11 protein-coding genes and 3 tRNA genes are annotated in these 14,524 nt (G+C 54.7%); 10 read left to right on the forward strand and 4 right to left on the reverse strand.

Annotated features, from left to right (window positions below; genetic code table 11):
- The first annotated feature begins 16 nt into the window (after positions 1-16).
- The 4 genes from AVO41_RS02945 to AVO41_RS02960 all read left to right on the forward strand — a co-directional run bounded on the left by AVO41_RS02945 (position 17) and on the right by AVO41_RS02960 (position 5,769).
- Complete coding sequence (locus AVO41_RS02945; RefSeq protein WP_068582312.1) at positions 17-805, forward strand: TatD family hydrolase; 789 nt, start codon at positions 17-19, stop codon at positions 803-805.
- Between the two features lie 5 nt (positions 806-810).
- The gene (locus AVO41_RS02950) at positions 811-2,631 is read left to right on the forward strand and encodes an ABC transporter ATP-binding protein (protein WP_068582315.1); all 1,821 of its coding nucleotides are present in this window, start codon (positions 811-813) and stop codon (positions 2,629-2,631) included.
- Between the two features lie 208 nt (positions 2,632-2,839).
- Positions 2,840-3,256, forward strand: coding sequence for a rhodanese-like domain-containing protein (locus AVO41_RS02955; RefSeq protein ID WP_068582318.1), 417 nt, complete (start codon positions 2,840-2,842; stop codon positions 3,254-3,256).
- 173 nt (positions 3,257-3,429) lie between these two features.
- Positions 3,430-5,769 carry a methyl-accepting chemotaxis protein gene (locus AVO41_RS02960; protein ID WP_068582319.1) on the forward strand — a complete coding sequence of 780 codons (2,340 nt, stop codon included), beginning with the start codon at positions 3,430-3,432 and terminating at the stop codon, positions 5,767-5,769.
- Between the two features lie 75 nt (positions 5,770-5,844).
- Here the strand turns inward: AVO41_RS02960 and AVO41_RS02965 are convergent, their stop codons facing one another.
- The 3 genes from AVO41_RS02965 to AVO41_RS02975 form a co-directional block, all read right to left on the reverse strand.
- On the reverse strand, positions 5,845-6,240 hold the full coding sequence (locus AVO41_RS02965; RefSeq protein WP_068582323.1) for a DUF6858 family protein: 396 nt from the start codon (positions 6,238-6,240) through the stop codon (positions 5,845-5,847).
- Positions 6,241-6,340: 100 nt separating this feature from the next.
- Positions 6,341-6,706, reverse strand: a complete 366-nt coding sequence (locus tag AVO41_RS02970; protein WP_068582324.1) for a YraN family protein — start codon at positions 6,704-6,706, stop codon at positions 6,341-6,343.
- On the reverse strand, positions 6,706-8,358 hold the full coding sequence (locus AVO41_RS02975) for a penicillin-binding protein activator (RefSeq protein WP_068582327.1): 1,653 nt from the start codon (positions 8,356-8,358) through the stop codon (positions 6,706-6,708). The genes AVO41_RS02970 and AVO41_RS02975 overlap by 1 nt, the downstream gene beginning before the upstream one ends.
- Positions 8,359-8,662: 304 nt before the next feature.
- Here AVO41_RS02975 and rsmI point away from each other — a divergent pair, with 304 nt between their 5' ends.
- The 3 genes from rsmI (at position 8,663) to AVO41_RS02990 (ending at position 13,063) form a co-directional block, all read left to right on the forward strand.
- A complete protein-coding gene (rsmI, locus tag AVO41_RS02980; RefSeq protein ID WP_082676463.1) occupies positions 8,663-9,607 on the forward strand; it encodes a 16S rRNA (cytidine(1402)-2'-O)-methyltransferase in 945 nt (314 codons plus the stop codon).
- Between the two features lie 284 nt (positions 9,608-9,891).
- Complete coding sequence (nrdA, locus tag AVO41_RS02985; RefSeq protein WP_068582331.1) at positions 9,892-12,174, forward strand: class 1a ribonucleoside-diphosphate reductase subunit alpha; 2,283 nt, start codon at positions 9,892-9,894, stop codon at positions 12,172-12,174.
- A gap of 205 nt (positions 12,175-12,379) precedes the next feature.
- A complete protein-coding gene (locus AVO41_RS02990) occupies positions 12,380-13,063 on the forward strand; it encodes a DUF5610 domain-containing protein (RefSeq protein WP_068582334.1) in 684 nt (227 codons plus the stop codon).
- Between the two features lie 99 nt (positions 13,064-13,162).
- Here AVO41_RS02990 and folD read toward each other — a convergent pair whose 3' ends face one another.
- The gene (gene folD / locus AVO41_RS02995; protein ID WP_068582336.1) at positions 13,163-14,011 is read right to left on the reverse strand and encodes a bifunctional methylenetetrahydrofolate dehydrogenase/methenyltetrahydrofolate cyclohydrolase FolD; all 849 of its coding nucleotides are present in this window, start codon (positions 14,009-14,011) and stop codon (positions 13,163-13,165) included.
- Positions 14,012-14,198: 187 nt separating this feature from the next.
- Here folD and AVO41_RS03000 point away from each other — a divergent pair.
- From AVO41_RS03000 to AVO41_RS03010, 3 genes are all read left to right on the forward strand, one after another.
- Positions 14,199-14,275, forward strand: a tRNA-Pro gene (locus tag AVO41_RS03000).
- A gap of 53 nt (positions 14,276-14,328) precedes the next feature.
- Positions 14,329-14,405 (forward strand) — tRNA-Arg (locus AVO41_RS03005).
- A 28-nt stretch (positions 14,406-14,433) separates the two neighbouring features.
- Positions 14,434-14,509: transfer RNA gene (locus tag AVO41_RS03010), tRNA-His, on the forward strand.
- Positions 14,510-14,524 lie beyond the last annotated feature (15 nt).

The raw sequence follows: 14,524 nt of genomic DNA on the forward strand, positions 1-14,524 counted from the left end.
TTCAACAGGAGTGTTTATGACGCTGATCGATTCCCATTGCCATCTCAATATTCTGCCCGATGATTTCGGCGGTCCGGCTCAGGTGATCGATAACGCCCATCAGGCCGGTGTGGACCGGATGATGTGCATTGCCATTGGACCCGACGGCTGGTCCGAGATTCTCGAACTGTGTGATCAGCACCCGGAAGTGTATGCGGCGATTGGCATCCATCCGTGCGAGCCCAAATCGGTGACCGTCAGTGATGAAGCATTGATTGACGCGGCCAGCCACCCCAAAGTGCTGGCGATTGGCGAAACCGGGCTGGACTATCATCATTTCGATGCCGAACAGGAAGACATGACCTGGCAGGCCGACCGGTTTCGGCAGATGATTCGCGTTGCCAAACAGCTCAACAAACCCATTGTGATTCACACGCGCCACTCCACGCCTGATTGCCTGCAGATCCTCAAGGAAGAAGGCGCCGATCAGGTGGGGGGGATCATGCACTGCTTTGTCGAAGACTGGGCCATTGCCCAGGCGGCACTGGATTTGAATTTTTACATTTCCTTTTCCGGCATTGTGACCTTTAAAAACGCCAAATCGGTCAAAGCTGTGGCGCAACAGGTGCCGATGGACCGGATTCTGGTGGAAACCGATTCACCCTATCTGGCCCCCGTGCCTTATCGTGGCAAGCCCAACCAGCCTGCCTACACCCGTCATGTGGCCGAAGAAATTGCCCAGCTGCGCGATCTGTCTCTGGAAGAGGTGGCGCGCCAGACCACGGCCAATTTTGAGCGACTGTTCGGTCCTCTGAGCGCATCGTGAGCGACATGCGTCAGGCCGACCAGACGTCGCTGCCCTCCGAGCAACCCTTGGCCAAGCATCCGGGCGAATACACCTGGCGTCGCATTTTTGAGCGGGTGATTGAGCACAAACCAGCCCTGATCAAGGCGCATGTGATTGCGTTGTTTGCCATGCTGGCAACGGTGCCACTGCCTTTGTTGCTGCCGCTGATGGTGGATGAGGTGTTACTGAACCAGCCGGGCACGATTGTCGCTCTGCTTGATGCGTTGATGCCGCAGAGCTGGCAGGGTGCCTTGGGCTACATTGTGGCGGTGACGGTCATCACCATGTTGCTGCGTGTGGTGGGGACCGGATTGGGTGTCTGGCAGGTGCAGCAGTTCACCTACATCGCCAAGGATGTGACGTTTGGCATTCGCCGCGATCTGCTGGCCCGGGTGCAAGGGGTCGCGATGAGCCGTTATGAATCCATGGGCAGCGGCAGTGTGACCGCCACCATGGTGAATGACGTGGACACGCTGGATACCTTTTTGGGCACCACCGTGGGCAAGCTGGTGCTGGCGGTTTTTTCACTGGTTGGGGTGACGGCTGTGCTGGTGTGGCTGCATTGGCAGCTGGCATTGTTTATTCTGCTGATGAATCCGTTGGTGATTTATTTCACCCTGCGCATGGGGCGCCACGTTAAGGCACTGAAAAAAGATGAAAACACGGCGGTGGATGCGTTTCAGCAATCGCTGGGAGAGACGCTGGATGCCTTGCAGCAGGTGCGCGCCGCCAATCAGGACCGGGCGTTTTTTGAGCGGATCCGTACCTCGGCACAGGCGATTAAAGAGCGCTCTCAGGCCTTTGGTTGGAAATCCGAGGCCGCGAGTCGAATTTCTTTTCTGATTTTTTTGCTCGGGTTTGATCTGTTTCGCGGCGTCAGTTTTCTGATGGTGGTGTTTTCCGATCTGAGCATCGGTCAGATGATGGCGGTGTTTGGTTATCTCTGGTTTATGATGGGGCCGGTGCAGGAAATTCTGGCCATCCAGTACGCCTACAATGCTGGCAGCGGGGCCTTATCACGCATCAACCAGGTGCTGGATCTGGAGCAAGAGCCGCAGTATCCGGCGCTGAAAAACCCTTTCACGGCAGATCGCGTCAGCGTACAGGTGCAACACGTTGATTTTCATTACCCTGGTCATGAAAAGCCCGTGTTGCGCGGGCTGTCGTTTGAGCTTCACGCGGGAGAGAAGCTTGCCTTTGTCGGGGCCAGTGGCGGGGGGAAAACCACGCTGGTGCAACTGCTGTTAGGCTTTTATCAGCCGGATGGCGGTACGGTTTGCTACAACGGCGTGCCGATTGAGCAGATCGGTCAGGCGCGCATCCGCGAACAGGTGGCGACCGTGTTGCAACAGCCGGTGATGTTTCAGCAGGACGTTCGTTTCAACCTGACGCTGGGCCAGTCCATGTCGGATGAGCGTCTTTGGGAGGCGCTGGCCATGGCGCAACTCAAAGACACCATTGCTTCTCTGCCGGATGGGTTGGCCACCGTGGTCGGTCGCAATGGCATCAAACTGTCCGGCGGTCAGCGCCAACGACTGGCGATTGCCCGCATGATTTTGCAGGATCCCAAAGTTGTGATCATGGATGAAGCCACCTCGGCGTTGGATATGGCCACTGAGCGCCATTTATATGAAGCGCTGGCGCCGTTTCTGGCGGGGCGTACGACCCTGATTGTGGCCCATCGACTCAGTTCGATCAAACAGGCCGATCGGATTCTGGTGTTTGAAGACGGCCACATCATTGAATCCGGCAGTCATGAAGACCTGGTCGAAGCCGGCGGCACCTATCAGCGGCTCTATCGCTGAGATCAAACCAAGCTCAACGCCGGACGGCGTTGGCGCTGTTTCCCCCTTCTTTTTTACCAGGCCTGGTGAAAAACACACCCCAAAACTCATATAAACCTTTCTTGCGTCTTATAAAAAACCTTGTTCATTGCGGGTGCTTGGACTGGTTATAATGGCGTATGTTTTTGACCTGTTGTCGGGTTTTCTCTCAAAATAAGGGGCTGTTTTTATGCGAATACGTCATCACCTGGCTGCTGGGTTGATGCTGGCGGTTGTCACCGGGCCGATTCAGGCCAAAGAGGATTCCCCCAAAACCATTGATGGGGCCCAGACCGTTCAGGCCGCCGAGGTGAAAAAACTCTGGCGTCAGGGTGTGGCGATCATCGACACCCGAAAAGACGAGGACTGGGAGGCCGGTCGCATTCCCGGCGCTTACCACGTCAACATCAAAAAGCCCGAGTTTAATCCGCAGCGGATCGGTCAGTTTGTGGGCAAGGATGAACCGGTGGTGACCTACTGCAATGCCAAAAAATGCCATCGGGCGGCCAATGCAGCCAAAAAACTGGTGTCGTTCGGTTACACCCAGGTGCACTATTTTCGGGGTGGCTTTCCCGCCTGGAAAAACGCGGGTTACCCTTACGAATAACGTTCCGCATGCTGACGAGTCTGCCCGCAAGTCCGCGTCACTGGCAGGGTTTTTGCTGATGACGCTGCATTGACGGATCGGACCCTGTCCCAAGCACCCCGGGCAGCGCCCGATCTTTACTCGATCTTCTTCCAGTCGACGTTCGGCTGGCGTTAAAACAGGAAATTCATTCTATGTCTGTGGCCAAACATCCGTCGCTTCGCAAAGAGCTCGAACTGTTTACCATTGCGGTGGTCGCTGTCACCATCGCCATTTTGATGACCGTGTTTTACTTCAATCATCTTCAGTCGGAAAAGCAGTTGCAGCAGGCGCTTTCCAGCAAAATGGCGTCGGTCTCGGACATGATGGTGACTTCCGCCCAGGAAAAAATGGAAAAAGCGATTTTTTCCTTCACCCGTGACGACATCCTACTGAACGGCATCCGTGACAATGATTTGACGGCCATCGCTTCCCGCGCCAATACCACGGCCAATCTTCTGGAGGCCACCGGTATCATCTCCAATATTCGGGTCCTCTCGCCCAAGGGACAGGTGCTGTTTACCCGCAACCAGAACGAAGCGGGCAAGCGTTTGCAATCGCGTCTGGTGGAACAGGCCGCCACGGAACTGAACCTGGTGTATGGACTGGAAAAAATCGGGAACGCGCCGCTGCAGGTGCATTTTGTGTTGCCGATTGCGCCCAAGGGGCAATTGCTGGCAGTGGTCGACATGGCGCTGGACTATCAGGCACTGATCGCGCCTTCTGCCAAGGTGAGCGGCACGCCTCTGGCCTTGTTTGATCCTTCGGGGCAGCCGATCATTGCTTCAGAGACGTCAGTGCTGACCCAGATCCAGCAGAGTGGTTTTGATGTCACGGCGCGTGCATTGGGTCAGCTGGAAACCGATGAGGGCATGTTTACTCTGTCCTCTCTGCCGCTGACCACCGCCAATGGGCAGACGGTGGCGTATCTGGTCGCGGCGGATGACACCACTGATTTGAGCGCGGCTCAGAATCTGGCGTTTTATGGTGGGTTGGCTGCGGTGATCCTCTGGGCACTGGTGGCATTTCTGGTGATTAAGTGGATTCTGATCAAAGCCTTTAAACCGCTGGAAGCGATGCAGCAGACGGTGGCAGTCATTCAGGAGAAAGGGGATCTGAGTTCGCGCATTACCGTCAACAGCCAGAATGAGATCGGCCAGGCGGCCGATGCGATCAACCGTATGCTGGACGCCGTCTCAGCGGTGTTCGATGACAGTAACCGGGTGATGCAGGCGGTCAGTCAGGGGGATTTCAGTCAGTCGATCCAGACGGACCGCTTTGCCGGTGATTTTGCTCGCTTAACGCAGAACATCAATGCGTCGACCCAGAGTCTGGCGTTTACCATGACCGAACTGGAAAAAGTGGTGATTGGGCTGGAGCAGGGCGATCTGAGCCTGCGCATGGACAGCCGAGTGAAGGGGCAGATCCGCACGCATGTGGACACGGCCATGCAAAGCATGCAGAAAGTGATTGCCGATATCGTCATGGTGCTGGAGCAGATGGCCAAGGGCGACTTTACTCAGCAGGTGACGGTGGCCGCTCAGGGTGATTTCAAGGAATTGGCCGGGCATGTGAACAACCGGGTTCAGCAAACACGCAGTGCCTTGGAAGACATTGCCAAAGTGGTGGAAGCGATGTCTGAAGGGGATCTCTCGCAACGGGTCGAAGGCGATTACGCCGGTAAGTTCGGAGAGGTGTCGGATCTATTGGATCGATCGGCGCAAAATCTGTCACAGCTGCTCTCGCGCACGCGTTCAACCGCGCAAACCCTGATCAATAATGTCGGACAGATTTATCAGGGGGCCCGGGATCTGAACGATCGTACCCAGCGTCAGGCGGCGTCATTGGAAGAAACCACCTCGATGATGAAAAAAATCACCGATGCGGTGACTCAGACCACCGAACATGCGCAATCGGCCAATCAGCAATCCACCTCAGCCCGCAATCAGGCAGAGAGCGGGGCCGACGTGATGCGGGCCACCGTGCATTCGATGGGCGACATTCGTGATGCGTCGCACAAGATCGAGGAAATCATCACCTTGATTGACAGCATTGCTTTCCAGACCAATCTGTTGGCCTTGAACGCGGCGGTGGAAGCCGCGCGGGCGGGCGAACACGGTCGCGGATTTGCGGTGGTGGCCGGTGAGGTACGTTCGCTGGCCGGTAAATCAGCGGACGCTGCCAAAGACATCAAGGCCCTGATTGAAAACGCCGTCAGTGCCGTGGACGAAGGCACCCAGAAAGCCGAAGCCTCCGACCAGGCGCTTCAGGGCATCACTGAGGTGATTCGTCAGGTCAGTGACAGCGTGGCGGAAATCAGTGCCGCCTCGGACGAGCAGACGCGGTCGATCCAGCAAATCAGTCAAGCGGTGTCCGACATCGATGAGGTGACACAGCAGAATGCGGCTTTGGTGGAACAGACCTCAGCGGCCTCGGAAAGCATGAAAGAAGAGGCCGAAGCCTTACAGGAACAGGTCAGTCATTTCAAGATCTAGCCCTTGACCGAACGGCATTAAAAAACCACCCTTTGATTGCCATTGGGTGGTTTTTTTGTGCCCGTTTGCCATGGCTCAGCTTGCCAGTGCCGTTACCCAATTTTCGATGGCTTCCTGTGCCACCGGGTTGGGCGCGTGCATGAAGTTGATCACAAAGTCGTTGTCACGCTCGGTGATGCCAATGGCACGCGGACGCACCGCCACCGGATCGGGCGATGGCAATTCCCACCCAAAGCAGAAGATCAGGTTCTTGACGTCTTTGATGTCCTCGGCAATGGTCCCCTCCACTGATTGCGTATGGGAAAAGTGGTCAAAACGACCGATTTCCGTGGCTTTGGGATGTGCCGCCACCGCTTGAGACAATTGCTCCAGAATCTGATCGACCTGGGTGAAAGCGGTGTCGCTTTTGGCCAGTACCAACTCGTAAATGGGGTAGGTGTCTTTAAAGGTCTTTTTTTGCAATGTGCTCATGGTGTTTCCTTTTTTATGCGTTCCCGGACATTATTCATAAAATTATATAATTGATAAATTATTTATTTTTATGATCTGGGGCAACCGGGGTTAATGCGGGCTACCAACCGCCAAAGGCGGCGGGCCACCAGTCGGGGGTGGTTTGTTCGCCGAGAAACGTGAGCAGGTCAAACCGCATGGGGTCGCACTGATACTTGGGGTGTTGTTGCACAAAGCGTTGGGCCGCGTGCAGCAGTCGTTGTTGTTTCTGTGGGGTCAACGCCTCGGCGGGGTGACCCTGGTCGCTGGTCTGGCGGTGTTTGACTTCAAAAAACACCAGGATTTTGTCCTGGGTCTGTCCGATTAGATCAATTTCCCCGCCTTTGCAGCGGTAATTGCGTGTGATGATGTGCACGCCCTGTTGCTTCAGCCAGCGCGCGGCCTGGCGTTCTTTGTGTTGGCCGGTGCGTTGGCTGAACCAGCCCATCAGAGAGAGGGGGCGGAAGGTTCAAGCAGGGCATCGATCGACACGACCGGTTTGACGGGTACCACCTCTCCGTTCTGGGTGTAACGCGCCCAGCGCAGATGACGTTGATACTGTTTGTCTGCGTAGCCGAGATTGCCGGTTGCCGTGGTGTGGAAGCACAAGCCGGGTTTGAGCCAGTCGCGTTGATGGGCCAATGCCAGGGCATCCCAGCCGAAGGCTTCAAATTGTGTTTTGGCTGGATGCTGGCCAAAGGCTGCATTCATCGCTGGAAACTCAATTCCTGCCAGATCCGGCATGGCCTTGGGAGCATAGAAGGCCTTCGGCATGGCGTCTGAGGTGCTGTAGAGGGGCAATGTCAGTTCAAAAAAGTCAAATTGCGGACGAAACACCGCCAACTGTTTCAGGTGAGTGACCAGAACCACCGCGTCGAGGTCCTGTCGCGGGCGGGGGGTAAATTCAATCGGCTCTTTCAGCAACCAGCGCAGGTTGTTTTTTCGAGCCTGACTTTCGTTTTCATTGATCAACTGCCCCAAAGCGTCACGCAAATTGGGGCGCTTATCCGGGAAGGTTTTCAGCAATGCTTGCACGGGTCTCCGTTGGTCGGCAGGCGCTGTGACGGCATCCAGTTCATTGGAGTCTGCCGTGTTATCAACAGACTGGTTCAGTTCCAGGTAAGGCGCATCGGTATTTTTTAAGCGGGTTTGCGGTGAGGTAAGCGGTTCCGGTTGGGCGCTTGTTTTGAGGGGGCTGAGGGGGTCGGATGCCTGACGTTTAAATGCCCCGGCAATTGCGGCCGCTTTTTGGGCATAGCGGTTGTTGACGTTGGTCAGGATGCCAATACGTTGATGCTGCGCTTGCAACAGTCGTTTGGCCACTTGTTCGGCTTCATTTTCGGTGGGAAAGAGAAACGATTCTGCCCAAACGGGGTTGCTCTGATCGCTCTCGTTGAGTGCCGCGGTCCAGCTTAACTCAGCCTCAACCGGCAGGCTGTTCAGCGCCAGTATGGGGCGCGCCTGTTCCGGGTAGGTCTGCCAATGTTGGATCACGGCGTCCACGCGGTCGGATTGAACGGGTCCGATGATCGCATCGACCTGTTGCTCACTGGCCGCTTTGAGTTGTGAGGGCAGTGACTGAGCGTCACTGGTGTTATAAAAATGCAAATGAATGGGCGCCTCAGCCTGGAATTGATACTTAAGCAAGCCATTTCGAATCTGTTCGGCCACGCTTTGATAGGCCCCAGAAAGAGGCAGAAATACCGCATAGTGTCGCGGGGCCAGACGTTGTGCCTGCAGATATGGCAAGAGTTCGTTGTGGAACCAATGGTTTGAGTAGAACAAGGCAAAGTCCTGCAACCCAAGTTGGTGAAGACTGGCCGAGCGCTGCATTAAATCGGTCAGGTCCAGCCAGGCCTGCAGGGAAGCATCTTGCGAATGCGCTTGCCGTAAAGTCTGACGGGTCGTTTCCGGCAACGCTTGGAAGGTCTTCAGCGTGTCGAGGGCCGTCTGAAGACGCGATGCCTGACGGGTTTGTGCCTGCCAGACATTATGCTGGTATTGCAGGTAAAGTTGCCAGGCCTGGTCGGTTTTGGCTCTCTGTGCCGCTTGTTGATAGGCTTCCAGAGGGGTTAAATTTTCTGTAATGGGTTCAGGCATTTGTGCGGGTTTGCCTGGCGCAGTGGGCGCAGTCGGGGTCGGGCTGCAACCACTTAATACGAGTGCGCAACCGAGCGTGGCGGCTCCGCAGAGAAGCGTCCATGGTCGGGCGCTTATTTGCTGGCGTTGAAACCAGGAAACCACTGGAAGATCAATCGAAGAAAACATAATGATCGCTGGAATTATTTACAATACCCAGCATTATAACCAATTCCATTGTCGAGAAGGCCGTGCTCGCTGAAAAAACGAGGGCATTTCAAAGGACGTTTGCCTTCTTTCGGCTGTCAATATCAGAGGTGTCTGCATGACTGCTACCCCCGCCGCGTCTCAAACCCCGCCGGATGCCGATTCGGCATTGTCCCAGTCTGTCCGTGTACAAAGGCCGGACCCATCATCCGAGTCGGGGTGTCTGTATGTCATTGCCACGCCCATCGGGCATTTGGAAGATTTGTCTCAGCGTGCGGCCCGGTTGCTGGGTGAGGTCGACTGGATTGCGGCTGAGGACACGCGACACAGTCAGACCCTGCTGCAATCACTGGGTGTGAAAACGCCGTTGATCAGTTTGCACGAGCATAACGAGGCGGCGCGGACCGAAACGTTGTTGCCCCGGCTGCAGGCGGGTGAGGTGGGCGCGTTGATTTCGGACGCGGGCACGCCTTTGATCAATGATCCCGGGTATACGCTGGTGCGTCGCTTGCGAGAAGCAGGCATTGCGGTCAAGCCCGTGCCGGGTCCCAGTGCGGTGATTGCGGCGTTGAGTGCGGCGGGGCTGCCGACCGACCGGTTTGCCTACGAAGGGTTTTTGCCGGCCAAGCCAGGCAAGCGGCAACAGGCACTGAAAGCGCTGGCGTCCGAAGCCCGCACACTGGTTTTCTACGAAAGTCCGCATCGGCTGCTGGCGAGTCTGGAAGCGTTTGCGCTGTGCTTTCCCGACCGTACGTTGGTGGTGGCCAAAGAGTTGACCAAGCGTTTTGAAACGTTTGTGTCGGGGGCGCCCGGGCAGGTGCATCAATGGTTTTCGGCCAACACCGATGCGGTGCGGGGTGAGTTTGTGTTGATGCTGGAAGGGCAAACGCGCAAGACGGAGGAACCCGAAACGGGCGGTGATCCGCAAGCACTGATCGATGCCATGCTGACACAGGGATTGCCAGTCAAACAGATTGCCGAGATTCTCAGTCAGGCCTTGTCCCAAAAAAAGAAGGCGCTGTACCAGCGGGTTCAGGCGCGTAAGGATGCGCTGGATTTGTGAGTCAAAAGGCCGCGTATTTCTACCCAGTCGAGTAAAAAAGGTTTTGACAAAAAAACTCTTTTCTGAGGACTTGAAGGCTTCCTTTTTTTATACTATATTTGGTTTATCTGATCGCTCAGCCATCAATATATTGTGTTTATGGGCGAATAAACCACGACAACTGGCCCTTCGCTGGCGTCGGGGTTTAATGCGGTCTCTCCCTAGATTTTTCTAACTGTCTGATTGCGCAACAAGTTTCTTTTGCGTTTGTGCAGACCCGAAAACGAATCGGAAAAGAAGCCCCTATGTCTACAGAAAACATGCTCGTCACCAAACGCCACGGAAAAACCGAACCCCTGGACCTTGAAAAAATTCACCGAGTGATTTCCTGGGCCGCAGAAGGGTTGGAGAATGTGTCGGTTTCCGAGGTGGAGCTGCGTTCCCACATTCAGTTTTACGACGGTATGAAAACCGCTGATATCCATGAAACCATCATTAAATCGGCGGCGGATTTGATTTCTGAACAGGCGCCGGACTATCAGCACCTCGCGGCCCGGCTGGCGATTTTTCATCTGCGTAAAAAAGCGTTTGGGCGCTTTTCTCCCCCGGAGCTGTTTGAGCATGTGAATAAAATGGTGCGCTCCCGTCTGTATGATCCGGAATTGCTGGAGGCATACAGCAAGGCGGAGTTTGAAGAGCTGAACGCTTACATCGATCACAGCCGTGATATGAACTTCAGTTATGCGGCAGTGAAACAGCTCGAAGGCAAATATCTGGTGCAAAACCGGGTCACAGGGAAAATATACGAGAGCCCGCAATTTATCTATATGTTGATTCCCATGGCGCTGTTTTCGCATTATCCGAACGAGGGCGCGCCGGGCACAACTCGTTTGGACACCATTAAACGGTTTTACGATGCGGTGTCGAATTTCAAATTGTCATTGCCGACTCCGATTATGTCCGGGGTGCGCACGCCTACACGTCAGTTCAGCTCCTGTGTGTTGATCGAATGCGGGGATTCACTCGATTCGATCAATGCCACCTCATCGTCGATTGTGAAGTATGTGTCACAGCGCGCCGGGATCGGCATCAATGTGGGACGTATTCGAGCAATTGGCTCTGAAATCCGCGGTGGTGAAGCCTATCACACCGGTATGATTCCGTTTATCAAGCATTTTCAAACGGCGGTCAAATCCTGTTCGCAAGGCGGTGTTCGAGGCGGGGCCGCGACCCTGTTTTTCCCGATCTGGCATCTGGAAGTGGAATCACTGGTGGTGCTGAAAAACAACCGTGGGGTCGAGGAAAACCGTGCCCGTCATCTCGATTACGGGGTCCAGATCAACAAACTGATGTATCAGCGCATGATCGAGGGTGGGAACATCACTTTGTTCAGCCCGTCGGATGTGCCGGGCTTGTATGACGCTTTCTTTGAGGATCAGGAAGAATTCGAACGGCTGTACAAAATTTATGAAGCCGACGACACCATACGTAAGAAAACAATGAAAGCCATTGATCTGTTTACTCAGGTGGCGCAGGAGCGGGCGCAAACCGGCCGCATTTACGTGCAGAATGTGGATCACTCCAACACGCACAGTTCGTTTGATCCGAAACAGGCACCGATTCATCAATCCAATCTGTGCCTGGAAATCACTCTGCCGACCCACTCGTTGGATAGCTTGGATGATCCGGACGGTGAAATTGCCCTGTGCACTCTGTCTGCCTTCAACCTGGGCGCGCTGGACAATCTGGACGAGTTGGAAGAGTTGTCGGATTTGATTGTTCGCGCATTGGACAGCCTGCTTGATTATCAGGATTACCCGGTCGAAGCCGCTCGCCGTGCCAGCATGGGGCGCCGGACGCTGGGGGTCGGGGTGACCAACCTGGCGTATTATCTGGCCAAAAACCACACCAAATATTCCGATGGCTCGGCCAACGGGCTGGTACACCGAACGTTCGAGGCCATTCAGTATCATCTGCTCAAAGCGTCGGTGAACCTGGCCAAAGAGCACGGGGCCTGTGAGTTCTTCGATCAGACCAAGTATGCGCAGGGCATTTTGCCAATCGATACCTACAAAAGTGATCTGGATGATGTGTGCCAGGAGCCGCTTCATTTGGATTGGGAAGCTTTGCGCTCGGACATTCAGACCCATGGTCTGCGCAACTCCACCATGACGGCGTTGATGCCGTGCGAAACCTCCTCCCAGATCACCAATTCCACCAACGGGATCGAGCCGCCACGGGGATATGTGTCGGTCAAGGCCTCCAAAGACGGCATTCTCAAGCAGGTGGTGCCTGGCTTTAAAGAGCACAAGGATGATTATGAGTTGCTCTGGCAGATTCCCGACAACAAAGGTTATCTGCAGTTGGTGGGGATCATGCAGAAGTTTGTGGATCAGGCCATTTCGGCCAATACCAACTATGACCCGGCACGTTTTGAAGACACGCGCGTGCCGATCAAGCTGATCCTTCAGGATTTGCTTTATGCCTATAAGATGGGGCTCAAAACGCTGTATTATCACAATACGCGCGATGGGGCGTCCGACGGGCACGAAGATGACGGTTGTGCCGGTGGGGCGTGTAAGCTTTGACGGTCACACCGCTCGGTTTATTGATGAAAGCGCCTTCGGGCGCTTTTTTTTTGGGCAAAAAAAGTGCGTCAGGATAAAATGGCAAAAAAATGCAAAAAAAGATTAAAGTTTTATTGTGGCAGTCGTTAACATCTACGTGGAAGTGTTCATTTTGAAAGGTGGCGGAATAAAAAGATAACCGGGCTCGAACCGGGAGGATATTGTTATGGCAATTACAAACATTCCCGCAGGTGCGGCGGCTTACAATAAGCACTCTGATCTGACCACGTCTCAGGCATCGAATCCGGTTGCCAATGCGCCGGGTGCTTCTCAGGCAGCGGGCCAGGCCGGCAACAGCGCCGAAGTGCGTCAGCAAAATCAGGCAAGTTTGGTCTCGCACCTGTTCGGTGACGGCAAACGCTCTTTGGAAGGGGCGATGAAACTGACGTTTCAGGCCACGATGGAGCAGCTCAATCAGGCTTTGGCCCCCGATTTGGGGCCAGAGGCCATCAGTCAGGCACGCTTGCAGGAAACCGGCATGGAGTTCTGGAACGCCGAAAATACGGCCAACCGTATTTTCCAGGGGGCTGCCAATTTCCTGCCTGCGTTTCAGCGTGCCAATCCGGACCTGGAAGGTGAGGCACTGATGGACAAATACATGGACGTTGTCGGGGGTGGATTGCAACAAGGCTTTGACGAGGCCAAAGGCATCCTCAGTGAATTAAAAGTGTTTGAAGGCAACATTGCAGAAACATTCCAGAAAACCATGGACCTGGTGTTTCAGAGCATGGAAAACTTCCGCCGGGAGCAGTTAGGTTTGCCACCGATTGAGCCGGATGCGTCCCAACCGGAAGCCGGAGCTTCTGACATTGGTGAAGACGCCGTCCAATCAGAATCAAAGTCTGAGTGAATCTTTCACCTGGTTTGATTGCCACAAAACAGAAAAGCCGGCAGGGTCGTGGACCTTGTCGGCTTCTTTTTTACCAGGCCTGGTAAACGCTTGGTTTGTTTAGTCGGGGTAGGCGGCTTGAAGCGTATTTTGTAATAACGTCGCAATGGTCATCGGCCCCACGCCGCCGGGCACAGGTGTGATCCAGCTGGCTTTTTCTTTGGCACCAGCGTAGTCCACGTCGCCGCACAAGCTCCCATCGTCCATGCGGTTGATGCCCACATCCACCACGATGGCACCGTCCTTAATCCATTCGCCTTTGACCATGTTCGGAATCCCGACCCCGACAACCACCAGATCGGCTTCAGAGATTTTTTGGGCCAAGTCTTTGGTGGCGCTGTGACAAACGGTGACGGTGGCACGTGCGTTCAACAATTCCAGTGTCATCGGCACGCCCACAATGTTGGATGCGCCCACCACAACCGCGTTCAAGCCACGCAATGGTATGCCGGTTTTGTCCAGCATGGTCATGACCCCATGCGGGGTGCAGGGAGCCAAAACGGGCATGCGCGTGGCCAGACGTCCCATGTTGTAAGGGTGAAAACCATCCACATCTTTGTGTGGAGCAATGCGTTCGATAATGGTCTCCGGGTCAATGTGATCGGGCACGGGCAGTTGAACGATGATGCCATGCACGTCTTCGCGCGTATTCAATTCATCAATGCGCTCAAGCAACGCTTCCTGAGTCGTTGTTTCGGGCAGGACTTCGGACACATCCAGAAAGCCTGCTTTTTCACAGGCCAGTTTTTTGTTGCGAACGTACACGGCCGAAGCCGGGTCTTCGCCCACCATAATCACCGCCAGGCCAGGCGCGCGATGCCCTTGAGCCACTTTTTGTTCAACGGTTTGGCGGATGGATTCGCGCAATTCGAGTGCGATGGCTTTACCATCAAGGATTTGTGCGGACATGAAACAGGTTCCTCGGTGATCAAAATCGAGCCGTCGACGGCAAGAATCGCCGTTGTCAGAGCTTGTCGGTAAAACGCAATCATACCGCATTTTGTTCGGGGTTCGCAAAGGCGCGGGCTTTGAAAATTATGACAGGAATATATTGACAGCGTTCGCCGTGCTCTATACAATACGCCGCATCTTATTTCGGAGTATAGCGCAGTCTGGTAGCGCACCTGTTTTGGGTACAGGTGGTCGGGGGTTCAAATCCCTCTACTCCGACCAGTTTCAAAGAATGTTGAGCACGTCTCAGCAGGCTATAAGAAGTTCGTAAACGAGCGCCCATAGCTCAACTGGATAGAGCATCGCCCTTCTAAGGCGAGGGTTGCAGGTTCGAGTCCTGCTGGGCGTGCCATTTTTTGGTATGCCCTTTTCCATCTATGGCGGATGTAGCTCAGTTGGTAGAGCCCAGGATTGTGATTCCTGTTGTCGCGGGTTCGATCCCCGTCATTCGCCCCATTTTTCTTGTTCATC

The sequence above is a fragment of the Thiomicrospira sp. WB1 genome, assembly GCF_001507535.1.
GTDB lineage: Bacteria > Pseudomonadota > Gammaproteobacteria > Thiomicrospirales > Thiomicrospiraceae > Hydrogenovibrio.